This window comes from Paraburkholderia sp. GAS38, from assembly GCF_050434965.1.
Taxonomy (GTDB): domain Bacteria; phylum Pseudomonadota; class Gammaproteobacteria; order Burkholderiales; family Burkholderiaceae; genus Paraburkholderia; species Paraburkholderia phenazinium_A.
This window is the reverse complement of the sequence record NZ_JBNDJO010000002.1, coordinates 277,815-303,300: the sequence shown is the minus strand read 5'-3', so window position 1 is coordinate 303,300 and position 25,486 is coordinate 277,815. Positions and strand designations below refer to the sequence as shown.

The window sequence follows — 25,486 nt, the reverse complement described above, 5'->3', positions numbered from 1 at the left end:
CAAAGCCGCGAAGCAGTCCAACACCCATTCCGACTACTTCCATACCTTAGAGGTATGCATGGAACTTCGCCAACTCCGCTACTTCATCGCCGTCGCGGAAGAGATGAACATCACGCGCGCCGCCGATCGCCTGCATATGACCCAGCCGCCGCTCAGCCGGCAGATCCAGCAGATCGAGGAACGCGTCGGGCTCGCGCTGTTCGAGCGCGGCTCGCGGCCGTTGCGGCTGACCGAAGCGGGCCGCATCTTCTACACGCAGGCGAAGCGCCTGATCGGCGAGGCCGACGAACTCGCGCCACTCACGCGGCGCCTGGCGCAACTGGCCGAGCGGATTGTGATCGGCTTCGTGCCGTCGACGCTGTATGGCGCGCTGCCCGCCGTCATTCGCGCATTTCGCGAAGCGGCGCCGCAGATCGAACTGTCGCTGATCGAAATGTTCACCATCGAACAGTTAGGGGCGCTTAAAGGCGGACGTATCGATGTGGGCTTCGGGCGTCTGCGTTTCGATGACGCGCAACTGGCGCGTGAGGTGCTCGTCGAAGAAAAGATGATTGCCGCGCTGCCGCAAGATCATCCGTTAGCGCGGCAGAAGAAGCCGCTGACGCTGGCTGCGCTCGCGCAGGAAACCTTGATCATTTATCCAAGCACGCCGCGGCCGAGCTATGCCGACCAGCAACTCTCGGCAATGCACGATCATGCGCTGGAGCCGAAGGCGATTCATGAAGTGCGGGAATTGCAGACCGCGTTGGGGCTCGTCGCGGCGCAAGTGGGAGTGTGTCTGGTGCCGGAGAGTGTGGAGGGGCTGCGGGCGCATGGGGTGGTGTATCGGGCGATTCCGGCGGCGAATGCGGTGTCGCCCATTATCATGAGCCGGCGCTTGCAGGACGAGTCGCCGGCTACGACGTTGATGTGTTCGTTGGCGCGCGAACTGTTCCGGGGTGGCTGAGGCCGCTGCGGCGGCATGGCATCGCTGACCGCGTCGCCGTCAGCGATGCCATGAACCCCTGGCGCGCCCGCGCTCGCTTACGGGCCTAGAAGCGCTTGCGGATACCAATGCGCAGCGCCACCTGATTCGGCGAACTCGAGGGTTCGAGCACCGGCGCGAGATCGGCGACAGCACCGCCTGCGGCGTGCATGTAGGTTGCGGATGCGTAGACGTCGGTGGTCTTGGAAAGCAGGTAGTCGGCGCTTGCATCGACCTCGTGGTACCGCGGTTCCTGCCCGGTCGCCGAGACACTCCCTTCGGTATAGCTGTACGCGGCGCCCAGTTGCAGCGCCGGCGTCACCATGTAACTGGCCACGACCTCGCCGATATTGAACGTCACGTGTCCGTCGATCTTCGCGCCCAGCGTAGGGTCGAGTCCGCCGAACTGCGTATGCGTCCAGTCGGCGCTGATCTTTGCCGCACCGAACGTGTACGCCGCGGCGAGACCCAGCACCTTGTAGCTGCTGGCAGCGAGACCATAGTTGCCGTCGACGGTATTGGTGGACGTCCACACGCCTTCCGTGACGGCGGTAGCCGGATGGTCGATCGAGGTATAGGCGCCCACCAGTTGCAGGCTGCCGTTCACGTATTGAAGCGCAAAGGATTTCGCGCTGTCCTGAGCAAACTCACCCGCCACGCCACCGAAGCTATAAGTGGCGACACCCGTCAGGCCCGCGATGGTCGGGGACACGTACTTGACCGCGTTGTTGAGGTGAAAGTCGATGCCGTTGTTGTCCAGGTCGCCGGGGTGCGGAAACAGGATGCCGCCAGGCAAGACGCCATTCGCCGATAGCGCGCCGATATAGTCGCCCACTTCTTCGCCCTGCCGCCCCAGGGTGACCGTGCCATAGCGGTTGTTGGACAGGCCCACATAGGCCAGCCGGCCGAACTCCCGGCCGCCCTGACTGAACGCACCCGTATTGACGTTGAAGCCGTTTTCGAGGCGGAAGATCGTCGTCGTGCCGCCGCCAAGATCCTCCACGCCCTTCAGCCCCCAGCGATTGCCCTGCGAAATGCTGCTTTGCATCTGCAACGCACTTTTGCCGCCCTGATTGCTGGACCAGGTCAACCCATCGTCGATGATGCCGTAGATCGTCACGCTGCTCTGAGCCCAGGCCCCAGCGCTAAAGAACGAGATTCCAACCAAAGCGACGAGCAGCTTCTTCACAATGTTTCCTTATGGGGATATTTATCCGGATTTAATTTGTATAACGAATCAATCTGCAACGGGACGGCACGTCGGCATGGCGAAGCCCTGCCCCGTGAAGCGAAATTTAAGTGGGCAGATTCACGGCATCAAATCAGCCAAAAACAGCGTGTCAAATAAGCGTGGCTTATTCGTGGCGCTGTTCGCCAGGTGCCGGGGTACCGACATGAAGCCCGTTCATAGCGTTCATTTTTGTCCTGAATTTGACCGGCCTTTTCGCCGCGCCTATCGTTCGACCATGTTTTCCCGACGTGTCTTCTCTCCCTGCCGACCCCGGTCTCCGGCAAGCAGGAACTCCAACTTCGTGTGTGCCCAAAGCCATGAACCCCGACGCGACAGTGACGCTTGCTTCCCCCTCCCAGGCTCGTCCCATCAGTGCGGTACGTCGTGCCGTCACGACTGCCGTGCTGGGCCAGGTGCTCGAATGGTATGACTTCTTTTTGTACGGCACGGCCGCGGCGCTGGTGTTTGGCCACCTGTTCTTCCCGGTCGGAAACGATCCATTGACGGGCACGATTGCGGCATTCGGCGGCTTTACGGTGGGCTTCATCGCCCGTCCGATCGGCGGCGTGCTGTGCGGCCACATCGGCGACCGCTACGGACGCAAGACGGTCATGATGCTGACCTTGCTGACCATGGGAACGGCGACGGTCGGCATGGGCCTGCTGCCCACCTACCAGCAGATCGGTATTGCGGCTCCGGTGCTGCTCGTCCTGCTGCGCATCCTTCAGGGTCTCGCGGCAGGCGGCGAATGGAGCGGCAGCATCCTGCTGATTCACGAGAGCGCACCGGCGTCGAAGCGCGGTGCACTCGCCGCCTGGAGCCCTGGCGGCGCAGCGTTTGGTTTCGTCCTGTCGACGCTCGCGTTCCTGCTCGCCAAGCACTTGTCTCCCGACGACTTTCAGAGCTGGGGCTGGCGCGTGCCGTTTCTGTGCAGCGCGGTGCTCGTCGCACTCGGACTGTGGATGCGCCGCTCCGTCGAGGAAAGCGCCGAGTTCGCCGAAGTCAAGGCAGCCGGTCGACCCAGCCGTCTTCCGATTGTGGAGGTCCTGCGCCGTTGTCCGCGCCAGGTGCTGACGGTGTTCGGCCTGCGCTTCGGCGAGGGCGCGGCGTCGTATCTCTTCTTCGCCTTCTCGATTGTCTACGGCCAGTTCATCGGCCTCAAATCGTCGTGGCTCCTCGGCGGACTGACGGTCTCCATGCTGCTGATGATTCCGGTCGCACTATTCACAGGACACCTGACCGACAAGGTCGGCCGCAAGCCCGTTTATCTGGTTGGTTCCATTGCGATCGTCCTGGTCGCTTACCCCTACTTCGTGTTGCTGAGCTCAGGCGATTTCGTGAAGGTGATGGCCGCGCTCATTCTCGCCAATAGCGTCACGCTCGGCATACTCGAAGGCGCTCAACCGGCCTTTATCAGCGAACTGTTGCCGGTTCATCTGCGCTTCTCCGGACTCGGCATTGGACGCGAGATTTCATCGGTGCTCGGCGGCGGCCTGTCGCCGATGATCGCCACCGCCCTGCTCGCACATTACCGCAGTGCGACGCCCGTCGCCCTCTACCTCGGCGTGCTGGGCCTGATTACGGTTCTGGCCACCTGCCTCGCACCTGAGACGTTCCCCAAAGCGCTCAGGCTGCAAGCCCGGCAAAGTGCCCAGAACACCGGTCAATGACTTCGCGCCGGCCATCAGCAGCGCTTCAATCGTTTCGTCAATCCATCAAGGTATCGAGTATGCAAAGCCTCCAAAGCGCAAGCGCTTCAACCTATGCCTACCAGGCTCAGCCGGACGGTCCGGGCAGCGACTATCCCGAGTACTCCGGTCCGATCAGCCTGGAGATCCTGCTCGAGGAGATCGAGCGCCGCCGGGACGAATTCGATCAGTTGTCCCACATTCCGCGCGACATGGTCGCAAAGATGAAACGTGCGGGCATCTTCCGCGCGAGTACGCCGCGCCGCTTCGGCGGCGACGCGCTGCCCCCGCCGCGTTTTCTGGAAATGCTGGAACGCATTGCGATCGCCGACGGATCGACTGCATGGGTAGCGGCGTTCGGTTCGGCCAATACCTACCTCGCCTCGCTGCCGCTCGAGACGCAGGCGCACATCTATGCGGCTGGGCCGGACCAGGTCTTCGCCGGCGGCCTCTATCCGCTTCAGAAGGCCGCCCAGGTTGCGGACGGCTTCATGGTTAGCGGGCAATGGCGTTTCGCCAGCGGCTGCAAGGGCGCGGACTGGATCGGGGTGGGCATCGGCGGCGTGCCGGCCAATCCGGGCGAAGCGGGTGCCGGAAAACCGTTCACGGCGGTCTTCCCGGCAAGCGAGGTGGAGATTGTCGAAAACTGGAACGTGGTCGGCATGCAAGGCACCGGTAGCCACGATCTGCGTCTGCAGAACAAATTCGTCGACGCGCAATGGACCTTCGTGCGCGGCGGCGCGGCACTGGTCGACGAGCCGCTCTATCGCTACCCCGCCGTTGCGTATCAGGCTCAGGTGCACGCTGCGGTCAACGTCGGACTGGCACGCGCCGCGCTCGATCTGCTCGCGCAGATGTCCGGCGTCACCCATACCACCACCGGCGCGCCGCGTCTCGCGGACCGTGCGTATTACCGCTCGGGTCTCGCGAAGGCAGAAGCAAACTGGCGCAGCGCGCGGGCGTTCTTCTTCGAGTCCGCGGAAGCCGCATGGGACACGATCCTGGCCGGCGATCCCGTGACGCCGGCCCAGGCGAACATCTTGCGGCTCAGCGCGACGCATGCGGCGCAGGTTGGCGCGGATGTTGTGATGCAGGCTTATCAGATGGCCGGTGTGGCGGCGATCTACCGCGAGAACCGTCTGCAACGGCTGGTGCGCGATTCGATCGTGGTGACCCAGCACGCGTTTCTCGGCGAAGGTACTTACGATGCATCCGGCGCCCTGTTCGTCGGCATCCCGCCCGTCACGCCCTATCCGTGATGCCAACCCTAAGTACGACTGAGGAGGACGCTATGACGAACGACGACACCCGGCGGCAGTTCCGCGAGGCGATGGCGTATCTGCCGGCAGCCGTCAACATCGTCACGACGGACGGCCCACATGGACGCTGCGGGATCACGGCCAGCGCGGTCTGTTCGGTGACCGACTCGCCGCCGACCATGCTGGTGTGCATCAACCAGACCAGTTACGTGCACGATCTGCTGCATCAAAACCGCAGTGTCTGCATCAACGTGCTGGCCGCGGAATGCCAGGATCTTGCGCGCACGTTTGCCGGCATGACGGGCTGCTCGATGGACGAACGCTTCGATCATTGCGGATGGGCGACCGGTTCGTCGTCCGTGCCCGTGCTGTCGGATGCGATCGCGAGGCTCGAAGGGCTCGTTGTCGACAGCAAGACCGTGGGCTCGCACTCGGTTCTGTTCGTACGCATCGAGCACATTTCGCTGCGCGCGGACGGCGATGGTCTGATCTACTTTGGACGGCAGTTCCACCGGCTTGAGCGACCCGCTACGGCGACGCCTTCGGTCAGTGCCGGCGCGGCGAGATAAGCATGGACGTATGTCTCTTTCTGATGGGCAACGCCTGCGACGCGCCTCATACCATCCCCCCGTTCGATGCCGCGTCCCTGCATGCGGCGTCCCTGGCGGTGGAAGGTCTGCGGCGCCTCGTGATTCATTGCCCGGTACAAGCCGCGCACGGCGATCCTCTGCTGAGCGCGCCCGCACAGTATCCGCACTGCGTCCTCCAATGGTATTTCGACGACCTGGGCCAACTCGAAGCGGCGCTCGAACGCGACGGCCGCATCCAGGCCGCGCTCGACATCTCAGGCGCGGCGGGCTGCGATCAGCACCTGTTTGCCCAGCAGGTGATGGCGGTGCGAAAATTCGCTACGCCGGATGCCGGCGTCTCACAAGCAGCCATCGAGCGATGCACCTATCTCGTCAGCTACGAAGGCGAAGCCGCCGACCTCAACGCCTGGCTCACGCATTACCTCACGCACCATCCGCCGCTCATGGCCGAGCTTCCGGGCATACGCGAGCTGGAGATCTACACGCGGGTCGATTACCGCACGGGCCTCGCCTTGCCACGCGCCACCGCGATGCAGCGAAACAAGGTGGTGTTCGACGACCCGCTCGCGCTGTCCACCGCTCTGGCCTCACCGGTTCGCGCCCGGATGAGAGGCGATTTCGAGCGCTTTCCGCCGTATAGCGGCAGTACCCCGCATTACCCGATGCGCAGCATTTACGGTAATCTGCGCAAGGAGCCAAGCGATCGAAGGTCATGACCAAGTCAACCCCGGGCGTTACCGATCTGAATCTGCTGCGTGTGTTCATGGCCATCTGGGATCTGCGCAGTTTGACCGCTGCGGGAGACCGTCTGGACCTGACGCAATCGGCGGTCAGCCATGCGCTGCGCAGACTGCGCACGCTGTTCGACGATCCGTTGTTCGTACGAACGCCCGCGGGCATGGTCCCGACCGACGCGGCAGTCCGCCTGTATCCGCCGCTCACCCAGGCGTTCGGCATCATCAACGTCGCGGTGCAGCAACTCGCCCGGTTCGACCCCGCGACGGCCGAGCGGGTCTTTCGCGTGTCGATGTCCGACATGTCCGAGTTTTATTTCCTGCCGCCGATCCTCGCCATGCTCGAGAACACGGCGCGTGGCATCCGCATCGAAGTCACCAACTTCCCGGTCGAATCGGTGACCGCTGCGATGCGCAGCGGCAAGGTCGATCTGGCGCTAGGCTATGTCCCGGGTCTCGATCCCGGTTGCGTCAGCAAGACGCTGTTCGTCGACGAGCATGTCTGCGTCGTACGGGCCGGCCACCCTCTGCGAACCCTGAAACCCACCAAAGAAGAGCTCGCCGGCCTGCGTTACGTGTACGCCAGTACCAACGCGACCGGTCACAGAATGGTGGAGCAATGGTTGGAGGAATTGAATCTCAAGCGTGACGTCGTGCTGCGCTTGCCGCATTTCGTGGTGGCGCCCGAAATTGTCCGCAACACCGATCTCGCGGTGATTTTCCCGCGCAGCATCGCGCAACGCTTCAACCAGAACGAGGCGTTCCGGATTCTGCCCTTGCCGTTCTCGCTGCCGCCCATCGAGATTCAGGTGCACTCGCATGCGCAGTTCTCCGCCGATCCGGGCATCGCATGGCTGCGCGACGCCATCTACGAGATGTTTCACCAGCCCGGTTTCTAGAAAACATTTGTGGCACTGATAGGCCGCTCCATTTTCGGCGAATTTGACGCAGCGAAACGGCGCGTCGACACTGCTTGCCATGCGGAGCCCTCTCGTCGAGGTCGCGCCGCCCGACTATTTCCTCACGAGCGAACATGGCATCCGTGCAACCATCGACCACCGCCATCGAGACTCCGGCGTTCAATAACAAGGCCCTCATCCGGATTGTCGTCGCATCCGTCGCGGGCAACGCCATGGAGTGGTACGACTTCTTCGTCTACGGAACGGCTGCGGCTCTCGTATTCGGTCAACTGTTCTTTCCCGCTCATGCCGATCCGCTGATTGGCACGCTAGGCGCGTTCGCCGCCTTTGCCATCGGCTTTGTGGCCCGACCGCTCGGCGGCGTTGTGTTCGGCCACATTGGCGACCGCTACGGCCGCAAGGCTTCGCTCGTCTGGACCCTGCTCATCATGGGCGTGGCGACCTTCGGGATCGGGCTCTTGCCGACCTATGGCCAGGCCGGACTCTGGTCGCCCGCGGCGCTCGTCGCACTGCGCCTGCTGCAAGGCGTGGCGTCCGGCGGCGAATGGGGTGGCGGCGTGCTGATGATCAGCGAGAACGCACCGCCCGAAAAGCGCGGCTATTACGCTGCGTGGAGTCAATTGGGCGTGGGCGGCGGCTTCGTTTTGTCTTCCGGCGCCTTTCTCGCCGCGCAGGCGTTACCCCACGCGGCATTCCTCGCCTGGGGCTGGCGCTTGCCGTTCCTCGCAAGCGTCCTGATCTTCGCGCTCGGCGTCTACATCCGCTACAACCTGCCGGAAAGCCGTGATTTCGAAAACGCCGAACATGCGGGCAAGACATCCCACATGCCGGTGCTTGAAGCAATCAAAAGGCATCCTAAGGAGATCCTGGTGGCGATGGGTCTGCGCGTGGCGGAAAACGGCGGCGCGTACATTTTCCTCGCGTTCTCGCTGGTGTACGGCAAGTTCGCCGGCATCGCCAGTTCGACCATGCTCACGGCCGTCATGCTGGCCATGGTCGTCGAAATGGCCGCGATGCTGGCATGGGGCAGGCTCTCGGATAAGCTCGGGCGCAAACCCGTGTATATGATCGGCGCCGTGTCGCTCATGGTGATGGCGTTCCCATTTTTCTGGCTGCTGAACACGCATTCGACACCGCTGATCTACCTCGCCCTCGTACTCGGCACAGCGGTGTGCCATGGTGCGATGATCGGCACGCTCCCCGCCCTCGTCGGCGAACTGTTCAGCACGGAAGTGCGCTATTCCGGCGTTGCACTAGGGCATGAGGTGGCCTCGATATTTGCGGGCGGCATGTCGCCGCTGATTGCGGTGGCGCTGCTTTCGCATTACCACGCGTACTGGCCCATCTCGCTCTTCCTCATGCTGCTCGGCCTGGTGACGGTCGTCACGCTGCGGTTCACGCACGAGACACGCACCCGGTCTTCATCGTAACCCGTGGCGCCGTGGTTCGCTGTTTGCTTTCCGTCACACCCAATCGATCGTCAACATGGAAATCACCCGACTTAAGGTTCGCGTCGACGCGCTGCGCGACGAAGCGCAAGGCATCCGCTCATTCAGCATCTCGCGCCTCGACGGCCAGCCCTTCGACGCCTATGAGCCCGGCGCGCACATCGATGTCACGAGCCCGGCCGGCATCACCCGTCAATACTCGCTGTGCGGCGACCCCGAACGTCTCGACACGCACATCTTCGCGGTAAAAAAGGAACCGGCTTCGCGCGGCGGCTCGCGGTCGCTGCACGACGAAGTGGTGGCCGGCATGGAATTGTCGGTGAGCGCGCCGCGCAATCTGTTTCAACTGGCGAGCGGCGCCAGCGAGCATATTCTGATCGCCGCGGGCATCGGCATTACGCCGCTGCTGTCCATGGCCTATCGGCTTCTCAGGCAGCACGCGCGTTTCAGGCTGCACTATTTCGCCCGCATGCCCGAGCAGGCCGCCTTTCTCGCGCAACTCTGCGCGCCGCCGTTTGCAGAGCATGTCGAAGTCCATCTGCACGTGCCGCGCGAGACACTCGACCAGACCTTGCACGCATGCATCGCAAAGGCCGCGGACGGTGCCCATCTTTATACCTGCGGGCCCGCTCCGTTCATGGAGCGGGTGGTCCATGTGGCGGGCGACTACTTGCGTGACGAGGCGATTCACCTCGAACGGTTCGGCGCGCAACACGACGCGACTGACAGCGAAGCCGCAAACGCTGCGCTCGATCAGTTCGAAGTCCGGCTTGCAAAAACAGGGACGAGCGTCGAGGTCAAAGGCGGACAAAGCATCGTCGACGCGTTGGCCCAGATCGGTATCGAGGTGGATACCTCATGCGGCGAAGGCGTGTGCGGGACGTGCATGGTGCCTGTCGTGGAAGGTGAGCCCGAGCATCGCGACCATTGCCTGAGCAAGGAGGAACGCGCAAGCAATGCGGTCATATGCTGCTGCGTCTCGCGCTCCCGCTCGCCCGTGCTCGTTCTCGATCTGTAGCGCCCGCACGCCTTTCGTTCTCCACGTTTCACAACTGATCGAATTTGCGCACCGAATCGAGCAACAGGTTTCTCATCCACACGATGCCATCCTCGTCATGAAAATGCTCGTGCCAATGCATCGTCACCGATGCAGCCGGCAAGCGGACCGGTAAATCGTAAATCTGAAACGCCTTCGCCTTGTTCAGGATCTGCGCGAGACGCTTGGGAAGCGTTGCGTACAGATCCGTCACCATCAGGATGTTCGGCAACGCCACGAAGTGCGGTAGTTCAAGCGCGATATTGCGGCCGACACCTTGCGCCCGCAACGCGTCGTCCAGCGCATGGTGACTGTGCTCGAGAGAGCGTACCTGGATGTGCGAGGCGCCGAGAAAGTGCTCGAGGCTCAGCTTCTTGCCCGTCGGCAAGCCACGGCGCCGGCGCGTCATACAGACGTAGTCCTCTTCGAACAGCAACTGATGGTGCGTGCGCGCCATCAGGTCGGGAAGATTGCCGATCGCGAAGTCGAGCTTGCTCGAACGCAACGCGTCCTCGATGTCCTCCACGGGCATCGGCTGCACGATGAGCCGGGTACGCGGCGCCTGCTCGTGCAAGGCCTTGCAGATGACGGGCAAATAGGCCATTTCGCCCGCATCGGACAGCGACAATCGAAACGTGCGCGTGCTGAGCGCCGGATCGAACGACTCGGCGTAGCGCAGCGCCTCGCGCACGGTATCCAACGCGCGGCCCACGATCGTCGCGAGTTCCAGTGCGATGGGCGTGGGTTGCATGCCTGAGCGGGTGCGGATGAAAAGCTGATCGTCGAACAGCGTGCGCAGACGGCCGAGCGCATAGCTCACGGCCGGTTGCGATAACGCAAGGCGCTCGCCCGCCTTGGTCAGACTGCGCTCTTCCACGATGGCCTGGAAAACCCGCAGGAGATTGAGATCGATATGGTCAAGCGAAGTCATGGGGCAACCTATTATTTGCGTCACTTATTCGGCAACTCATTTTAGATCGATTTGACCGATATTGGCTACACGCCGACACTAGTAAAACGGTAGCGCGAACCCCACAGCGCCCAGCCTCAATGCGATTTTCAAAGCGACTCGACCGTGACAACCCAGAGACACCGATGAGCGACACCCTTTATCAAACTATCGACACCGGCGCACTGCATCGTCGCGCCCAACCCGACCGTATCGCGCCGTCCATGTACTACGACCCCGCGCTCTTCGAGGCGGAACTCGAACGCATTTTCTACAAGACGTGGATCTGGGTCGCGCACGAGAGCGAGCTGCCGAACCCTGGCGATTTCCGCACGACCACAATTGGACGTCAACCTGTGATCGTCGTGCGCGACAAGAGCGGTGCGGTTCACGTTCTGCAAAACCGCTGCCGCCATCGCGGCGCAACGGTCTGCGAAGAACATAAGGGCAACGCCAAAGGCTTCACGTGTCCCTATCACAGCTGGTCCTACGCGCTCGACGGCACGCTGCGCGCACTGCCCTATGGCGACGGCTACGAAGGCGTCTGCGAGAAAAACGATCTGCCGCTCAAAGCACTGCGCGTGGGCATTTATCAAGGGCTGATCTTCGCCAGCTTCAACGAAGACATCGAACCGCTGGAAGACTTTCTCGGCGGAGCCAAGCCGTGGATCGACCTGTTCATGAAGCAGGGCGCCGGCTACCCGATCAAGGCGAATGGCGAACATAAGTTCCGCTTCAAGGGCAACTGGAAAATCCAGCTGGAAAACACCACGGACCTGTATCACTTCCCGGTTGTGCACAAGTCCTGGATGAAATCGATCGACGACGAAACGGCCGCTGCAATCACCAGTTTCATGACGAGCGACGATGCTTTTTGCCGCTCGCTCGGCAATGGCCATAGCCTTGCGGTGCTGGTGCCGGAGCTGGTGGATCTGGACCATGACGACGGCGCTCCCTTGCCCGAACGCTTCAACGATCTCGCCGCGAAACTGGCCGGGCGTCACTCGCCCGCAGAAGTCCGCCGCATCGTGCGCTCGCTGATGGGCGTCGGCTTCAATCTGAACCTGTTTCCGAACCTGGCGCTATCGATGGCGTTCTTTCGGGTGCTGCGGCCCCTGTCGTCCGAGGAAACGGAGATCCGTCACGTCGCGCTCGCCATGGACGGCGGCCCCGACGAAGCGAACCGCGTACGTCTGCGCATTCATGAGCACTTCCAGGGTCCCTTCGGCTTTGGCAGTCCTGACGATGCGGAGGCATGGGAGCGCGTTCAGCGCGGTTCGCACGCCGGCCCCGACGTGCCGATCCTCGTGAACCGCGGACTCAACCGCGAGACCACCGCCGCCAACGGCGAAAAGACCGCGCACGCCACCGACGAGACCGGCATGCGCGAAGCGTACCGGCAATGGCGCGCCATGATGGAGCAGGCATGATGGATGATCGCAACGCACTCTTCTCACAGCAAAGCTTCGCGCGAGCTGTCGAATTCATCTGGCGCGAAGCCGAGATGCTGGACCGCCGCGACTACCGCGCGTGGCTCGACCTGTGGGATCCCACCGGCTTCTACGTCGTGCCGATCGATCCCGCCACGACCGACTACGCGGCGTCGCTGAACTACGCCTACGACGATCAGGACATGCGCGAGAAACGCGTGCAGCGGATGACGTCGGGGTACTCCGCGTCTGCCTCCGATGCGGCGCGAACCGTGCGCACCGTGTCGCGCTTCACGCTGGAAAGCAATGCGTCGGACGTAGTCGAAATCAAGTCGGCGCAAGTGATCGTCGCCTATAAGCGCAGCGCCACCACGATCTTCGCAGCGGATCTTTCGCACACGATCAGCTTTGCGAGCGGCACGCCGCGCCTCGTCGAAAAGGTCATTCGTCTGATCGATTCAACCGAAGCGCTCAGTGCAATCGGCTTCCTGCTTTGATTCCCTGCTGAAGGCGCCTCGGCCGCCCGCGGCAGCCGAGGCCCACAACCGGTCTTTCTTTCATGCCTACACTCGAAGTTTATCTGGCAGCGGGTCATAGCGAGGCCAGCAAAGCAACGTTGATTGCAGGGCTGACGCAAGCGACAGTCGATGCAATCGATGCGCCCGCCGAAGCCGTCCGCGTTCTGCTCAGCGAGTTGCCGGCCACGCATTTCGGTATCGGCGGCAAGAGCGCGGCGAGCGGTGCGGGGCCGTCACTGCCGGTCATCGTCGCGATCCTGATCGCCGGACGGACCGACGCGCAGAAGCAGGCGCTGATCGCCGCGCTTTCGGCGACGGGCGCCGCGGTACTGGATGCGCCCATCGCGGCGACGCGCGTCATCATCAAGGACATTCCGAACACCGATTTCGGCATTGGCGGCCAGACGGCACGCGCGCTGGGGCGTTGAGGATACATTCAATGATCGATACTTCCTCGTTACCGCTGCGCGTGCTGTTTTGTTGCGGCGTCACGCAGAATTTCTTTGATCTGCCGCGCGACAGGATCGGCGAAGTCTGGCAAGCCTATGGCCAGATGCTCGCCGCAGTCGAAGCCATGGAGAACGTGCGCATACTCGGCATCATGGACGACGACCGCCTCTGTGTCGGCCAGTCGGACGCCGCCCCCTGGACGTTCTACATCATGGCCGACGTGGCCGACCTGGATACGGCGGTCGCTGTGTGCAATCTGTTTCGCAGCACGCCCGTCGGCGACTACAACCTGTGGCGATACGGCAAGATCGAAGCACGGGTCGGCCGGGCGCTTGTCGTGCCGCCCGCGGCGAATGCGAAGGAGTGAGCCTGTATGACTCAGGATGATAACCTTGGGCACAGCGCAATGCTGGAAGCACTTCAGGCGCGCATTGTGGCGCTCGAAGCCGAACGCGCGGTGCGCAAAACGATTACTCGCTATATGGCGCTATGCGATGTGCCGTCAGCCGCCTGCGACGGTGAGTCACTCGCGGCACTGTTCGCGGATGACGCGATCTGGGAAGGTATCGGGTCGCAATACGCGCAAAAATTCGGCCGCTTGCAAGGGCGCGCAGAAATCGTTGCGATGCTGCAGCGCTATCTTCCGCCCACCCCGCACTTCACCACCAACGTGCACTTCCTGACGGCAGAAACTATCGAAGTGACAGGCGCGTCGGCCAAGGGACGCTGGGTGATGCTGCAGGCTTCCGCCTATGTCGACGCTCAGCCGCAACTGATCTCCGCGCGCCTCGAAGCGGATTTCTCGCCCGCGCGCGACGGTGGCGAATGGCTCATCCAGCACTTTCGCACCGAGCGTCTGTTCGATGCCCCTTGGCACGTCAACCCTCGAAACGGCACGACACCATGACAGCTATTATCCGTCAGCTATCCTTATGTTCTAACGACACCAACGACGCGCCGACCATGGCGATCAAGGATACGATCGACATAGCCGGTTATCCCACCACCGCGGCAAGCCGGGCGCTCGCCGATGCGCCACCTGCGGCACGCCATGCCGAGGTGGTACAACACGCGCTCGATGCGGGCTGGCATATCGTCGGCAAGGCCAACATGCATGAACTCGCGTTCGGCATGACAGGTATCAACGATTTCACCGGCACGCCGCCCAATCCGCAAGACGTGACACGCATTCCAGGCGGCTCATCTAGCGGCTCGGCGTCGGCGGTGGGCCTCCATCTCGTGGACGCAGCACTCGGCACCGATACCGGAGGATCGATCCGCGGACCGGCCGCCTGTTGCGGAGTGATCGGGCTCAAGCCGACGTTCGGGCGGGTGTCGCGGACCGGCGTCGCGCCTCGCGAATCGTCGCTCGATTGCGTCGGCCCCTTTGCACGCGACATGCGGACGCTTATCGCGGCGATGGCAGGGATCGAGCCCATGTTCGATACCGATGCAGCAGGCGAATGGCGCACGCCGATCAAGGTCGCATGCGTATCGATCGAAGCCGAATCCGGCATACGCGCGGCGGTGCGGCATGCAATCAATCTGGCGGATGTCGGCGCGCGGTCCATCGAACTTGCACTTCTCTACGACGCGTTCGAAGCAGGACTCGCGGTGATCAACGCGGAAACCTCGCGTGCATTCGGGCACCTGGTGGCAACGGGTCAGCTCGGCGCCGATCTCGAAGCCCGTTTGCGCCTCGCCGCCGCGACGACGTCCGCGCAACTGGAGGCGGCCGAGCAGGTACGCCGTCGTTTCACGGCGGCAGTCGAGCACGCCCTCGCCGACGTCGACGTGCTCGTCATGCCCACTCTGCCTGCCCTGCCCATCACTGTCGAGGCGGCGCGCAACGGGACATCGGTCATCGCGATGTCGTCGCTGATTCGCCCATTCAATCTGAGCGGTCATCCGGCGCTCAGCTTGCCGATACCGGTTGCCGGTTCATCGCTGAAAGCCGGCTTGCAGATCGTCGGACGCAAAGGCGCCGACGAACGGGTGTGCGCGATCGCGGCGCGCTTCGAAGCTGCGCTCGGCACATAATTCATCCAATCTCATGCGCCGCGGGCGAGCGCATGCTTGCGCAGAGAGCGTTTACACATGTCCACAAGAGTCGTACTCGTTACCGGAGCAGCGCGCGGGCTCGGCGCGGCTATTGCGGCGCGTTTTCATGACGCGGGCTATCGCGTCGCGCTTGCCGATCTTGCGATCGATGCAGCGGAAGCATTGTCTGCACAACTCAGCGCCGATGGCAGCAGCGCGTGCGCATTGAACCTCGATGTCACATCGAAAGCCGCTTTCGAGGCGGCGTGTGATGCGCTGGTCACGCGCTGGGGCCATGTCGACGTTCTGGTGAACAACGCAGGCGCATCTGAGGTCGTGCCCGTGATGGAGATCACTGCGGAGCAGTTCGATCGGGCCATCGACGTCAACCTGCGCAGCGTGCTGTTCGGCTGCCAGGTTTTCGGGGAATATTTCGCCGGGCGCGGCGTGGGACGTATCGTCAACGTAGCATCGCTCGCGGGACAGAACGGTGGTTCGGCCACCGGCGCTCACTATGCGGCGGCGAAGGGCGGCGTCATCACGTTGACCAAGGTCTTTGCTCGCGAGTTGGCGGCCCGCGGCGTGACCGTGAATGCGATCGCGCCCGGTCCGCTAGACCTGCCTGTCGTGCATGAGAGTGTGCCTGCGCGCAAGCTCAGCGAGATCATCGAGAACATTCCCGTTGGACGTTTGGGCTCGGCTGCGTTTGTCGCCGAAGCCGCGTTGCTGCTGGCGGCGCCCGATGCCTACTTTGCCAACGGAGCGTGTTGGGATTTGAATGGTGGGTTATATATGCGCTGAACGACGTGGCCTGATCGGAATGACCGAAACCATTGGCCGGTTCAAACCGGCCTTTTTATTCGTGAGCAGGATGATCGCGCAGCCAGCGCGACGGTACAAGGACTACGACTCCTGACCCGAGCGGCGTGCTTCCAGATAATAAACGGTCACAGCCGCCAGCAACGAAAGCAGACACGCGAGCAACATCATTCCAAACGGGGAATACGCGGCGTTGTGGTCGGTCACAACAAATCCCGTTGCAGACGAAAACAGGAAACCGCCCGCTATCGTCATGCACCCTGCCAGACCAGAAGCGCTTCCAACCAATCGAGGATGAACCGAAACTGCTCCGGCATTGGCACATGGACCCGACAATCCATTGCCGACGCCTACCAGCACACAAGGCGCGAGAATCCAGAAGGCTTGCGAGGCGCCAAAAAACCAGAACCCCAAACTGGTCAGTGGTCCGATGCATGCCAGAAACCGGCCGAGGACAATCGTTCTCGGAAGCGACAGTCGACGCGAATAACGTCCGGACAAGAAGCTCCCCACCATGAATCCCAGGGTGATGGTACCGATGTATCCGCCAAGCGCCGCCGGCGACAGATTCAGCAATACTTTTGCGGTCAGCGGAACACCAACAAGGAACGCGTAAAACGCGCCGGTTGAACATGCGAGGCAGGCAGCGTAACTCCAAAAACGCGCAGAACGCAAAAGTATTGGATACGCACTGAACTGATCTTTTGCCGACCTGGAAATGTCTACGTTCGTCTCTTCCAGGTTGATCCAGCAATACACAAACAACATCGCGCCAGCCGACGTCAGCACCCAAAAAATTGCCCGCCAGCCGAACATCCCGTCGAGGGAGCCTCCCACAGCAGGACCCAACATGGGCGCAAGCGCGGCAGCCATCGACGCATAACCGATTTTGCTTGCCGCCGTTTCCTTCCCAAAGGCGTCGCGGACCGCTGCTATCGAGACCGGGTAGCTGGACGTCACGGCAGCCTGGACCAGCCTGAAGGCAAGGAACGACCAGATGCTGCTCGACAACGCGCAGCCAATCGAGCCGATAGTGAACAACGCGAGGCTCAACAAAATGATCGGGCGGCGACCGTAGCGGTCGGATAGCGGCCCCATCAACAACTCGAGAATCGCCGATAGTCCAGCGTACCCTGCAAGTGAAAGGCTCATCACCCCGTAATCCACATGCAGGTCGCTACTGATGCCCGGCAACGACGGTAGAAATATGCTTAACGGAAGAACAGATAACGCGCAAAGAAGAGAGACCGTGACCACGCTCGGAGATGACGTTGACTTTGCAATCTGCATTTTTTCAGTCTTTTAATCGCTTTCAATAAAGCTCGGCCAATGAACGTGGAAGGTCGCCGCTGCCCGTTAGCGAAGCCCGCTTTCACAAAATATTCAATATGAATCGCGATCGCTTCTACCCAACTGTGATGACGCTCCGGGCCGACAAGTCGGATCTCAAGCGGATCGCGTCTTGAACATGTGCGCTGCTTGACCCTACAGCTATACATCCGTAGGATAAACCATTCCACCATCAGTGATGGTCCTTTACAAGGCGAACTTAACAAGCTTCGCCAAAGCACTGGACGCGCCGCTTGAACCCGAGCCACAAGCCCGGCAGAGAGCACCCGATCAATTTTTTGCCGAAAATTCGAAAGGTGAATGATGAATATGCCCAGCGCGGAATTCTCCACGTCGGATACGACTTCCCATCGCGAAACTGACTCTATCGGCGCCACCGTGCTCATACGCGCATTGGCAGATGAAAATGTCGCGTGCATATGGGGCTATCCGGGAGGAACGGTCCTCTACATTTATGACGAGCTCTACAAGCAGAGCGAGATAGAGCACATTCTTGTGCGCCACGAACAAGGTGCGGTTCATGCCGCTGACGCCTATGCGCGCTCAACGGGCAAGGTCGGCGTGTGTCTCGTGACCTCCGGCCCCGGTGTCACCAATGCGATAACCGGTATCGCAACGGCCTATATGGACTCAATTCCGCTAGTCATCATTAGCGGACAGGTATCTATCGCGCCGGTCATATCGATTCGACCGTCATGTGCCTTCGCCCCGGCTTGGTACTTATCAACAGCGCGCGCGTGAATGAGCGCAATTGTCCCGGAATCTTTAAAGCGTGGGACAAGCTCTACTTTGAAGAAGTGGAGCCGATTCCTCAGGCGGAGTTGGAGTTTCACAAGCACGTCAGAGAGCCGGCGGCAATGCAACTGGAGAGCCTTGGCTTCCAAAGCAACCTACGGCAGATGTCCTCTCCCTGGATCGGCATGAACCTGCTGTCGCTCGACCCCTCTACCGTGATAGTCGACGAGCGGCAGACACGCCTGATACGCGAACTGGAACGGCACAAATTCACCGTGATTCCGACCCGGATGCGTCATGCCCATACTCAGTGCGGCGGCATTCACTGCGCGACGCTTGATACGGTTAGAGAAAGCAAGCTGGAAAGTTACTTCGACTAACAGCGGGACTCCCTACGAATACCTCATGTTCATGCACAGCGCCCCGGCGCTCGTTCGGTGACAGGAAAGCCTACATCAGGGCAATTTGGGCGAGTCCGCACAACATGACGGCAGTGCCAAATAACTTGGGCCCGGAAACGCTTTCTTTAAGGAGAAAAATCCCAAACAGAGTCCCGACGGGTATGGAAAGCTGACGCAGTGCGACGATCTGGCGAACGTCTGCGCCGGTCGCCATGGCAATCAGAACAAGGCCGTACGTTAGCGTCATCGCGACACCAGCCAGGACCGCGTTCTGACGCTGCGTTGCCCAGATGGTTTCGACGGCCCGACGTTCGCGCGCGATGTAACGTAACGGCAAGATCGCCCAGATCACGATCGCATAGGCTTGAATAACCGTATAGGTCAGTCCTGCCGTCAATGCATTGAAGCCGTGCTGACGCATAAGATCGAGGGCCGCCTTGTCTGCAATCGAGTATCCGACAGTGCCTGCCACTGCCAGGAGTGCAAAGCCAAAAGCCGGCGTGAGGTACGTAGCGAGCCGCAAAGAGCGCACGTTGTTCAGCGGAAGCACAAACGTTCCCGCTACCACGAGCACTATTCCGATGAAGACGCCTGGGTGAAGCGTGGATCCACCCAACGCTGCATTGGCGACGACGGCAACCAGTGCAACCGGCAGACCTCGCACGAATGGATATAGAACGCTCATGTCGCCATTGGAATACGCCCAGGCGAGTCCGCCGAGATAGATCAACTGAAAGAATCCGGAGACGATCAGGAGCAGCCAAAAGGTGATGGGCAGATACCAAAGATTGGGTAAGCCCCAAAGGAGAACTGGTGAGAACAAAAGACCGCCGCTGCCAACGGCAAACACAAAAAAGGCCAGTGACGGTGACTGCTTCTTTCCGAGTAGATTCCAGCCTGCATGGAGAAACACTGATGTGACGGTGAGTGCCAGTGGGATTGCGTTCAATTTTCCTCCATAGACAACCGGCGCGCCGAAGATGCATGAAACGGTGCCTCGTGGAATCCCATCCCTATGATTACAACTTGATTTGCATAGGTGCACGAAAGTGTTGTGGATTCTTCCTTTGTTCGGTAGAGCGTGCTGGATTCTCGATCTAAAATGCTCGCATGTTCAGTGCCAACATTCAAGCCATATATGCGCATACAAATTGCCTCAGACCTGCATCTTGAATCGCTAAAGCGGCGTTTCCCCGGCTTTCTACCGGTGACGCCGGCACAGGCGGATGTGCTTGTGCTTGCAGGTGACATCGCAGCGGGATGTGAGGGCGTAGAAATGTTCGCCGACTGGCCGGTGCCCGTCATTTACGTGCATGGAAACCACGAGAGTTACGGGACGCCTTATGAGGACCTTTCGCGCAAAATCCGTGCAAGTGCAAAGGGGACGGCGGTAAATTATCTGGAGAACGAAGCACTTGTCATTGATAACGTGAGATTTTTGGGCTGCTGTCTGTGGACTGACTACAACTTGTACGACTCACCCGTTCAAGGCATGGAGACCGCTCTCGAATACATGCACGATTACACAGAAATCGCGACTGAGGCCGGCGGATGGTTCACGCCGGAGCAAGCCCTGGTCGAGCATAAGCGGTCGGTGAGATGGTTGCGCGATCAACTCGCCATACCTTTTTCGGGTAAGACGGTGGTTGTGACTCACCACGGTGTCGCGCCGCTCTCGGTACACCCGCGCTTCAAAGGCAATCCGATCAATGCCGCCTTCGTCAGCGATCTGAGCGCACTCTTGCCTTTGGCGGACATTTTCATACACGGGCACGTTCACGACTCGGTCGACTACCGAATTGGCCGTACCCGGGTGCTGACAAATCCTAGAGGGTATGCGACGAACCTGAATCAGGCGACCTGCCCTCAATCGTTAGCATGGGAGAACAACGCATTCAGGGACGACATGGTTGTGAGGATTGACGATCGGCAGGTGCGGGCGAGCGTGTGAGGACAAACGTTGGACGCAAAATGCGCCCCAAATGAAAAAGGCCTCACAAGCATTGCTTGTAAGGCCTTGATTTCTTTGGTCGGGGCGAGAGGATTTGAACCTCCGACCACCTGCACCCCATGCAGGTACGCTACCAGGCTGCGCTACGCCCCGAACAGCTAAAAATTATAACAGACACTTCAATCGATTAGAACCGCCAGTCACCAACAAAACCGCGAAAGGCCCTACCGGCCCAGCAGATCGATCACCTGCAGCAGTTCCGTGCGCAACTGATCGACATCGACGGTAGCCGTGGTTGCAGACGGCGCCTCCAGAACCTCGCCCTCCTCCCCCGCATCGTCCGGCGACCCACCGTGCACCGCACCATGCGAATCGAGCCGGTTGCGCGCACCGTTGATCGTGAAGCCCTGCTCGTACAGGAGCTCGCGAATCCGCCTGATCAGCAGCACTTCATGATGCTGGTAGTAGCGGCGATTGCCACGCCGCTTCACCGGCCGCAACTGCGTGAACTCCTGCTCCCAATACCGCAACACATGCGGCTTCACTCCGCACAGTTCGCTGACCTCACCTATGGTGAAGTAGCGCTTCGCCGGAATCGGAGGCAAGACGACTTTTTCGATCGTCGCTGTCATCGTCAGTTAGCCGTCGTGGTAGTTGCGCAGGAACGCGCCGGTCGATCAGCGCGCGAAGCTTGCCTCAGCGCCGGTTTCGACCAGCGCCTTCAGCTTTTGACTTGCATGGAACGTCACAACGCGGCGAGCCGCAATCGGAATGGCCTCGCCGGTCTTCGGATTGCGGCCTGGACGCTGGGGCTTGTCGCGCAACTGAAAGTTGCCGAAGCCAGACAGCTTCACGCTATCGCCGCTCTCCAACGCGTCGCGAATCACCTCGAAGAACGCCTCGACCATGTCCTTCGCTTCCCGCTTGTTGAGTCCGACATTGTCGAACAGCAACTCAGCGAGCTCGGCCTTGGTGAGCGTGGGCGTTTCCGCCGAAGCGTTTGCGGGTGATGTCGGAATATCGCGAATCATGGCGCTACGCTGCGCCGTAAGAAGGGCTTCGAAATCACTCGAGTTCATTTCATTCATATCTATCAAATGGCGCGCCAACCAGGAACCGGAGAATGCGAAAACTGCCGCTTAAAGAGTATCCGCGGGTTATCCGCGCAACCGTGCGCCATATACTCGAGCCAGACGATCCACCAGGGTTTGAATGGCCAGATCGACCGTCTCGTCCTGAAGGGTCCCGCCAGTATCTTGCAAGGTCACACGGAACGCAAGGCTTTTCTCATGCGCTGCCAACCCACCGGAAGTGTTTGATTTTGGACGGAATTCGTCGAAAAGCGCAACCCTTCTGACGGTCTTGCAGGCGTCTTCGGAAAGCGCCTTTTGCAGCTCGTCCAGCAATGCCTGAACCTCGATTTTCTGATCGACGACCACCGCGATATCGCGGCGCACCGGCGGAAATTTCGATACTTCCGACGGTACCGGCAATGTACGCTGAATTAATGCATCCGCCTCGATTTCAAACAGAATCGGTGCATGCGGCAAATCATATTTTTGCATCCAGCGCGGATGCAATTCGCCAATCCAGCCCACAGCGCGGCCATTCAATTCAATACGCGCGCTGCGTCCCGGATGCAGCGCGGGATGCTCCGCTTTCACAAAGCGCGCCACCGCCGGCGACAGCAAAGCTTCCAGATCGCCCTTGACGTCGAAGTAGTCGACGACGCGCGTCGCCGCACCCCATTGTTCTTCTTGCGCCGGGCCATAAGCGAGCGCGCCGAACAGCTTCGGCTGCGCGAAGCCTTCGACCTGCAGTTCCCCGGCCTTGATTGCGGCGTCGTGCAGGAACACGCGGCCCACTTCGAACACACGCACGCGATCCGCCGCGCGACGGCTCAGATTGGTACGCAGTACTTCGATCAGGCTGCCGAACAGCGTGGTGCGCATCACCGAAAGCTGGCTGGCGATCGGGTTCAGCAGACGCACCGGCGTGTCGTTGCCCGCGAAATCCTGCTCCCATTGCGCGTCGACGAAACTGAAGTTCACCGTCTCCGCATAGTCGCGCGCGGCGAGCGCGTGACGGATATCGTGGAGGGTGCGCTGCGTTTCGTTGGTCGCACGCATCTCGCTCGTGGCGACCGGCGGACGCGCCGGAATCTTTTCGAAGCCGTAGATACGCGCGACTTCTTCGATCAGGTCTTCTTCGATTTCGATGTCGAAGCGATACGACGGCGGCGTCACGGAGAACACTTCGCCATCCTGCGTGAACGTGAGACCGAGGCGCGTGAAGATCTGCGCGATCTCATCCGCACCGATCTCGATGCCAATGATTCGGTTCGCACGCGCGACGCGCATTTTCACCGGCGCCCGCTGCGGCACGTTGACGATCTGGTCGTCCACCGGGCCGGCTTCGCCGCCGCAGATATCGAGGATCAGTTGCGTGATGCGTTCGATATGTTCAACGGTGGTCGCATAGTCGACCCCGCGCTCGAAGCGATGCCCTGCGTCCGTCGAGAAGTTGTATTTGCGCGAGCGACCGCGAATGCTATCCGGCCACCAGAAGGCGGCTTCCAGATAGATGTGGGTGGTGTCGAGCGTCACGGCCGTGCTGTCGCCGCCCATGATGCCCGCGAGACTTTCGATATGCTGCTCGTCCGCGATCACGCCCACCGTTTCGTCGAGCTCGACGGTATTGCCGTTCAGCAGCTTGAGCGTTTCACCCTTGCGGCCCCAGCGCACGTCCATGCTGCCGTGGATCTTGTCCAGGTCGAACACGTGCGACGGCCGGCCCAGTTCGAGCATCACGTAGTTCGAGATGTCGACCAGCGCGGAAATGCTGCGCTGCCCCGAGCGCTCGAGACGCTCGACCATCCACTTCGGCGACTTCGCGCGTGCATTCACGCCACGAATCACGCGGCCCGAGAAACGACCGCACAAATCCGGCGCCGAAATCTTCACCGGCAAGGTTTCGTTCAGCGTCACGGTGGCCGGCTTGATCTCGAGCGCATGCAAAGGTGCGCCGGTGATGGCCGACGTTTCGCGCGCCACGCCGAATACCGACAGGCAGTCGGCCTTGTTCGGCGTCAGCTTGATTTCGAAGACGGTGTCGTCGAGGTTGAGCGTCTCGCGGATGTCCTGGCCGATCGGCGTATCTTCCGGCAGGATCATCAGGCCGCTATGATCGTCCGAGAGCTTCAGTTCACGTGCCGAGCACAGCATGCCCTGGCTTTCCACGCCGCGCAGCTTCGAGAGCTTGATGGCGAACGGTGCGCCGCCCTCTTCGGACGGCGGCAGTTCTGCACCCACCAGCGCGACCGGCACCTTGATGCCCGGCGCGACATTCGGTGCACCGCAGACGATGTTGAGCGTCGCGCCCGTGCCGGCGTCGACCTGACACACGTTGAGCTTATCCGCGTCCGGGTGCTTGACGACCTCGAGAACCCGGCCGACAACGATCTTCCTGGTCGGCGGCGCAGCGGGCCGCAGGCCCTCGACTTCGAGTCCAGCCATCGTCAGCGCGTGCGACAGCTCGTCCGTCGTCATCTGCGGGTCGACAAAGCTTCTTAGCCAGGATTCCGGGAATTGCATGGTTCTGTGTACGTTCTGATCAGGTTAGTCCACGTCCGGCGAGCCCCTGCTTGCGTTACCCGTTGCCTTGGATAACCAGGCGCCCTGCCGATGGCACTGCTTGCGGCGCGCATCTGCCTATGTTTCTGCATCCGGCAGTATGCGCAGCCGCTCTCGTTACGCGTTGTTGCGTGCTGCTGCGACCCGTCTCGCCAGATTCCGCGCGGCGGCCTTTCGAGCTCGCCTTAGCGTCCTGGCCGACCATCGCCCAGCTTGAAGCGTTAAGCGAATTGCCGCAGGAAGCGCAGGTCGTTTTCAAAGAACAGGCGCAGGTCCTGCACACCGTAGCGCAACATGGCCAGCCGCTCGAGGCCGCTGCCGAAGGCGAAACCGATGTACCGCTCCGGGTCGAGGCCCATGTTGCGGATCACCGTGGGGTGAACCTGGCCGGACCCCGAGATTTCGAGCCACTTGCCGGCGTTCTTGCCCGTTTCGAACAGCATGTCGATTTCGGCCGACGGTTCGGTAAACGGAAAGTACGACGGACGGAAGCGCACGAGGATGTCGTCGCGCTCGAAGAATTTTTTGAGGAAGTCGGTGTAGACGCCCTTCAGGTCGGCGAAGCTGATGTTCTCGTCGATCCACAAGCCTTCGACCTGATTGAACATCGGCGAGTGTGTCGCGTCGCTGTCCACGCGGTAGGTGCGGCCCGGCACGATCACCTTGATCGGCGGCGTGTTGGTGCGCGCGTAGCGCACCTGCATCGGGCTCGTGTGCGTGCGCAGCAGCAACTGACGGCCGTCGGCATCCTTGCCGTCGACGTAAAAGGTGTCCTGCATCGAACGCGCCGGATGGTTTTCCGGGCTGTTCAAGGCAGTGAAGTTGTACCAGTCGGTTTCGATTTCGGGGCCGTCGGCCACGTCGAACCCAATGGTACGGAAAATCTGTTCGACGCGTTCCCACGTGCGCATGACCGGATGCAGGCTGCCTGCTCCGATGCCGCGGCCGGGCAACGTGACGTCAATGGCTTCAGCGGCGAGGCGCTGGTTCAAGAGCGCGTCGGCAAGCGCCTGACGGCGGGCCGTCAAGGCGGCTTCCACCTGCTGCTTGACGACGTTGATCCGCGCGCCTTCGGTCTTGCGCGTCTCGGGATCGAGTTTGCCAAGGCCCTTCAACAGTTCGGTCAGCGCACCCGATTTGCCGAGAAAGCGGGCTTTCTCGTTCTCGAGGGTGGTGACGTCGTTGGCTTCCCCGAAGGCTTTTTGCGCGTCAGCGACAATCTGGTCCAGATCCATTGATCCCATCTTTTCAACGTCAGTGTTCAATCGATGCAAAACTGGTTCGACCAACAAAAAAGGGGCTCGGTGAGGAGCCCCGTTTTTGTTGCAGCGTCACCGAGAC

At 61.2% G+C, this 25,486-nt stretch carries 25 protein-coding genes, 1 tRNA gene and 1 pseudogene; 18 read left to right on the top strand and 9 right to left on the bottom strand.

Annotated elements, in window-relative coordinates; genetic code table 11:
- Positions 1–58: 58 nt before the first annotated feature.
- Positions 59–946 (top strand): LysR family transcriptional regulator, encoded by an 888-nt coding sequence (locus P3T42_RS05575; protein ID WP_074300120.1) that lies wholly within the window; start codon positions 59–61, stop codon positions 944–946.
- An 85-nt stretch (positions 947–1,031) separates the two neighbouring features.
- Here the strand turns inward: P3T42_RS05575 and P3T42_RS05570 are convergent, their stop codons facing one another.
- Positions 1,032–2,153, bottom strand: a complete 1,122-nt coding sequence (locus P3T42_RS05570; protein WP_429305383.1) for a porin — start codon at positions 2,151–2,153, stop codon at positions 1,032–1,034.
- A 359-nt stretch (positions 2,154–2,512) separates the two neighbouring features.
- Here P3T42_RS05570 and P3T42_RS05565 point away from each other — a divergent pair, with 359 nt between their 5' ends.
- The 7 genes from P3T42_RS05565 (at position 2,513) to P3T42_RS05535 (ending at position 9,852) form a co-directional block, all read left to right on the top strand.
- Positions 2,513–3,865, top strand: a complete 1,353-nt coding sequence (locus P3T42_RS05565) for an MFS transporter (protein ID WP_429305618.1) — start codon at positions 2,513–2,515, stop codon at positions 3,863–3,865.
- A 59-nt stretch (positions 3,866–3,924) separates the two neighbouring features.
- On the top strand, positions 3,925–5,142 hold the full coding sequence (locus tag P3T42_RS05560) for an acyl-CoA dehydrogenase family protein (RefSeq protein WP_074300123.1): 1,218 nt from the start codon (positions 3,925–3,927) through the stop codon (positions 5,140–5,142).
- A 32-nt stretch (positions 5,143–5,174) separates the two neighbouring features.
- A complete protein-coding gene (gene hpaC, locus P3T42_RS05555) occupies positions 5,175–5,711 on the top strand; it encodes a 4-hydroxyphenylacetate 3-monooxygenase, reductase component (RefSeq protein ID WP_074300124.1) in 537 nt (178 codons plus the stop codon).
- A gap of 2 nt (positions 5,712–5,713) precedes the next feature.
- Positions 5,714–6,448, top strand: coding sequence for an ethyl tert-butyl ether degradation protein EthD (locus tag P3T42_RS05550; RefSeq protein ID WP_429305382.1), 735 nt, complete (start codon positions 5,714–5,716; stop codon positions 6,446–6,448).
- Positions 6,445–7,365 (top strand): LysR family transcriptional regulator, encoded by a 921-nt coding sequence (locus P3T42_RS05545; protein ID WP_074300126.1) that lies wholly within the window; start codon positions 6,445–6,447, stop codon positions 7,363–7,365. Before P3T42_RS05550 ends, P3T42_RS05545 begins: the two co-directional genes overlap by 4 nt.
- A 134-nt stretch (positions 7,366–7,499) precedes the next feature.
- Positions 7,500–8,816: an MFS transporter gene (locus P3T42_RS05540; RefSeq protein ID WP_429305381.1), complete on the top strand. Its 1,317-nt coding sequence runs from the start codon at positions 7,500–7,502 to the stop codon at positions 8,814–8,816.
- A gap of 55 nt (positions 8,817–8,871) precedes the next feature.
- Positions 8,872–9,852 carry a PDR/VanB family oxidoreductase gene (locus P3T42_RS05535; RefSeq protein ID WP_429305380.1) on the top strand — a complete coding sequence of 327 codons (981 nt, stop codon included), beginning with the start codon at positions 8,872–8,874 and terminating at the stop codon, positions 9,850–9,852.
- Positions 9,853–9,880: 28 nt separating this feature from the next.
- Here the strand turns inward: P3T42_RS05535 and P3T42_RS05530 are convergent, their stop codons facing one another.
- The gene (locus P3T42_RS05530) at positions 9,881–10,801 is read right to left on the bottom strand and encodes a LysR family transcriptional regulator (protein WP_429305379.1); all 921 of its coding nucleotides are present in this window, start codon (positions 10,799–10,801) and stop codon (positions 9,881–9,883) included.
- 164 nt (positions 10,802–10,965) lie between these two features.
- Between P3T42_RS05530 and P3T42_RS05525 the strand changes: the two genes are divergently transcribed.
- The 7 genes from P3T42_RS05525 to P3T42_RS05495 all read left to right on the top strand — a co-directional run bounded on the left by P3T42_RS05525 (position 10,966) and on the right by P3T42_RS05495 (position 16,058).
- Positions 10,966–12,249: an aromatic ring-hydroxylating oxygenase subunit alpha gene (locus P3T42_RS05525; protein WP_074300130.1), complete on the top strand. Its 1,284-nt coding sequence runs from the start codon at positions 10,966–10,968 to the stop codon at positions 12,247–12,249.
- Positions 12,246–12,746 (top strand): aromatic-ring-hydroxylating dioxygenase subunit beta, encoded by a 501-nt coding sequence (locus P3T42_RS05520; RefSeq protein WP_429305378.1) that lies wholly within the window; start codon positions 12,246–12,248, stop codon positions 12,744–12,746. Before P3T42_RS05525 ends, P3T42_RS05520 begins: the two co-directional genes overlap by 4 nt.
- A 62-nt stretch (positions 12,747–12,808) precedes the next feature.
- The gene (locus P3T42_RS05515) at positions 12,809–13,195 is read left to right on the top strand and encodes a tautomerase family protein (protein ID WP_429305377.1); all 387 of its coding nucleotides are present in this window, start codon (positions 12,809–12,811) and stop codon (positions 13,193–13,195) included.
- Between the two features lie 11 nt (positions 13,196–13,206).
- Positions 13,207–13,584 (top strand): hypothetical protein, encoded by a 378-nt coding sequence (locus tag P3T42_RS05510; RefSeq protein ID WP_074300133.1) that lies wholly within the window; start codon positions 13,207–13,209, stop codon positions 13,582–13,584.
- Between the two features lie 6 nt (positions 13,585–13,590).
- The gene (locus tag P3T42_RS05505) at positions 13,591–14,124 is read left to right on the top strand and encodes a nuclear transport factor 2 family protein (RefSeq protein ID WP_074300134.1); all 534 of its coding nucleotides are present in this window, start codon (positions 13,591–13,593) and stop codon (positions 14,122–14,124) included.
- Positions 14,121–15,257 (top strand): amidase, encoded by a 1,137-nt coding sequence (locus tag P3T42_RS05500; protein WP_429305376.1) that lies wholly within the window; start codon positions 14,121–14,123, stop codon positions 15,255–15,257. The genes P3T42_RS05505 and P3T42_RS05500 overlap by 4 nt, the downstream gene beginning before the upstream one ends.
- Before the next feature lie 57 nt (positions 15,258–15,314).
- Entirely contained in the window at positions 15,315–16,058 is a 744-nt protein-coding gene (locus tag P3T42_RS05495) for an SDR family NAD(P)-dependent oxidoreductase (protein ID WP_429305375.1), read from the top strand.
- A gap of 102 nt (positions 16,059–16,160) precedes the next feature.
- Here the strand turns inward: P3T42_RS05495 and P3T42_RS05490 are convergent, their stop codons facing one another.
- On the bottom strand, positions 16,161–17,366 hold the full coding sequence (locus tag P3T42_RS05490) for a multidrug effflux MFS transporter (protein ID WP_074300136.1): 1,206 nt from the start codon (positions 17,364–17,366) through the stop codon (positions 16,161–16,163).
- A 363-nt stretch (positions 17,367–17,729) separates the two neighbouring features.
- On the opposite strand from P3T42_RS05490, the pseudogene P3T42_RS05485 reads away from it, so the two are divergent.
- Both P3T42_RS05485 and P3T42_RS05480 read left to right on the top strand, forming a co-directional pair.
- Positions 17,730–18,104 (top strand): annotated as a pseudogene (locus tag P3T42_RS05485) (thiamine pyrophosphate-binding protein); the annotation flags it as partial.
- Positions 18,105–18,163: 59 nt separating this feature from the next.
- Entirely contained in the window at positions 18,164–18,541 is a 378-nt protein-coding gene (locus tag P3T42_RS05480; protein ID WP_429305374.1) for a hypothetical protein, read from the top strand.
- 70 nt (positions 18,542–18,611) lie between these two features.
- On the opposite strand, the gene P3T42_RS05475 is transcribed toward P3T42_RS05480, so the two are convergent.
- Positions 18,612–19,511, bottom strand: coding sequence for a hypothetical protein (locus P3T42_RS05475; protein ID WP_429305373.1), 900 nt, complete (start codon positions 19,509–19,511; stop codon positions 18,612–18,614).
- Between the two features lie 153 nt (positions 19,512–19,664).
- Between P3T42_RS05475 and P3T42_RS05470 the strand changes: the two genes are divergently transcribed.
- Positions 19,665–20,513: a metallophosphoesterase gene (locus P3T42_RS05470; RefSeq protein ID WP_429305372.1), complete on the top strand. Its 849-nt coding sequence runs from the start codon at positions 19,665–19,667 to the stop codon at positions 20,511–20,513.
- Positions 20,514–20,589: 76 nt separating this feature from the next.
- Here the strand turns inward: P3T42_RS05470 and P3T42_RS05465 are convergent.
- From P3T42_RS05465 to pheS, 5 genes are all read right to left on the bottom strand, one after another.
- Positions 20,590–20,666, bottom strand: a tRNA-Pro gene (locus P3T42_RS05465).
- Positions 20,667–20,737: 71 nt separating this feature from the next.
- Positions 20,738–21,145 (bottom strand): MerR family transcriptional regulator, encoded by a 408-nt coding sequence (locus tag P3T42_RS05460; protein WP_429305371.1) that lies wholly within the window; start codon positions 21,143–21,145, stop codon positions 20,738–20,740.
- A 45-nt stretch (positions 21,146–21,190) separates the two neighbouring features.
- Positions 21,191–21,601, bottom strand: coding sequence for an integration host factor subunit alpha (locus tag P3T42_RS05455; RefSeq protein ID WP_074300147.1), 411 nt, complete (start codon positions 21,599–21,601; stop codon positions 21,191–21,193).
- A 69-nt stretch (positions 21,602–21,670) separates the two neighbouring features.
- Positions 21,671–24,106, bottom strand: coding sequence for a phenylalanine--tRNA ligase subunit beta (gene pheT, locus P3T42_RS05450; RefSeq protein ID WP_429305370.1), 2,436 nt, complete (start codon positions 24,104–24,106; stop codon positions 21,671–21,673).
- Positions 24,107–24,366: 260 nt separating this feature from the next.
- Positions 24,367–25,380 (bottom strand): phenylalanine--tRNA ligase subunit alpha, encoded by a 1,014-nt coding sequence (gene pheS / locus P3T42_RS05445; protein WP_074300149.1) that lies wholly within the window; start codon positions 25,378–25,380, stop codon positions 24,367–24,369.
- Positions 25,381–25,486 lie beyond the last annotated feature (106 nt).

Bases quoted from the DNA above. Each gene is read 5' to 3' on its own strand.
- P3T42_RS05575 (WP_074300120.1), top strand. From the start codon at position 59: ATGGAACTTCGCCAACTCCGCTACTTCATCGCCGTCGCGGAAGAGATG.
- P3T42_RS05565 (WP_429305618.1), top strand. From the start codon at position 2,513: ATGAACCCCGACGCGACAGTGACGCTTGCTTCCCCCTCCCAGGCTCGT.
- P3T42_RS05560 (WP_074300123.1), top strand. From the start codon at position 3,925: ATGCAAAGCCTCCAAAGCGCAAGCGCTTCAACCTATGCCTACCAGGCT.
- hpaC (WP_074300124.1), top strand. From the start codon at position 5,175: ATGACGAACGACGACACCCGGCGGCAGTTCCGCGAGGCGATGGCGTAT.
- P3T42_RS05550 (WP_429305382.1), top strand. From the start codon at position 5,714: ATGGACGTATGTCTCTTTCTGATGGGCAACGCCTGCGACGCGCCTCAT.
- P3T42_RS05545 (WP_074300126.1), top strand. From the start codon at position 6,445: ATGACCAAGTCAACCCCGGGCGTTACCGATCTGAATCTGCTGCGTGTG.
- P3T42_RS05540 (WP_429305381.1), top strand. From the start codon at position 7,500: ATGGCATCCGTGCAACCATCGACCACCGCCATCGAGACTCCGGCGTTC.
- P3T42_RS05535 (WP_429305380.1), top strand. From the start codon at position 8,872: ATGGAAATCACCCGACTTAAGGTTCGCGTCGACGCGCTGCGCGACGAA.
- P3T42_RS05530 (WP_429305379.1), bottom strand. From the start codon at position 10,801: ATGACTTCGCTTGACCATATCGATCTCAATCTCCTGCGGGTTTTCCAG.
- P3T42_RS05525 (WP_074300130.1), top strand. From the start codon at position 10,966: ATGAGCGACACCCTTTATCAAACTATCGACACCGGCGCACTGCATCGT.
- P3T42_RS05520 (WP_429305378.1), top strand. From the start codon at position 12,246: ATGATGGATGATCGCAACGCACTCTTCTCACAGCAAAGCTTCGCGCGA.
- P3T42_RS05515 (WP_429305377.1), top strand. From the start codon at position 12,809: ATGCCTACACTCGAAGTTTATCTGGCAGCGGGTCATAGCGAGGCCAGC.
- P3T42_RS05510 (WP_074300133.1), top strand. From the start codon at position 13,207: ATGATCGATACTTCCTCGTTACCGCTGCGCGTGCTGTTTTGTTGCGGC.
- P3T42_RS05505 (WP_074300134.1), top strand. From the start codon at position 13,591: ATGACTCAGGATGATAACCTTGGGCACAGCGCAATGCTGGAAGCACTT.
- P3T42_RS05500 (WP_429305376.1), top strand. From the start codon at position 14,121: ATGACAGCTATTATCCGTCAGCTATCCTTATGTTCTAACGACACCAAC.
- P3T42_RS05495 (WP_429305375.1), top strand. From the start codon at position 15,315: ATGTCCACAAGAGTCGTACTCGTTACCGGAGCAGCGCGCGGGCTCGGC.
- P3T42_RS05490 (WP_074300136.1), bottom strand. From the start codon at position 17,366: ATGCAGATTGCAAAGTCAACGTCATCTCCGAGCGTGGTCACGGTCTCT.
- P3T42_RS05470 (WP_429305372.1), top strand. From the start codon at position 19,665: ATGCTCGCATGTTCAGTGCCAACATTCAAGCCATATATGCGCATACAA.
- P3T42_RS05460 (WP_429305371.1), bottom strand. From the start codon at position 21,145: ATGACAGCGACGATCGAAAAAGTCGTCTTGCCTCCGATTCCGGCGAAG.
- P3T42_RS05455 (WP_074300147.1), bottom strand. From the start codon at position 21,601: ATGAATGAAATGAACTCGAGTGATTTCGAAGCCCTTCTTACGGCGCAG.
- pheT (WP_429305370.1), bottom strand. From the start codon at position 24,106: ATGCAATTCCCGGAATCCTGGCTAAGAAGCTTTGTCGACCCGCAGATG.
- pheS (WP_074300149.1), bottom strand. From the start codon at position 25,380: ATGGATCTGGACCAGATTGTCGCTGACGCGCAAAAAGCCTTCGGGGAA.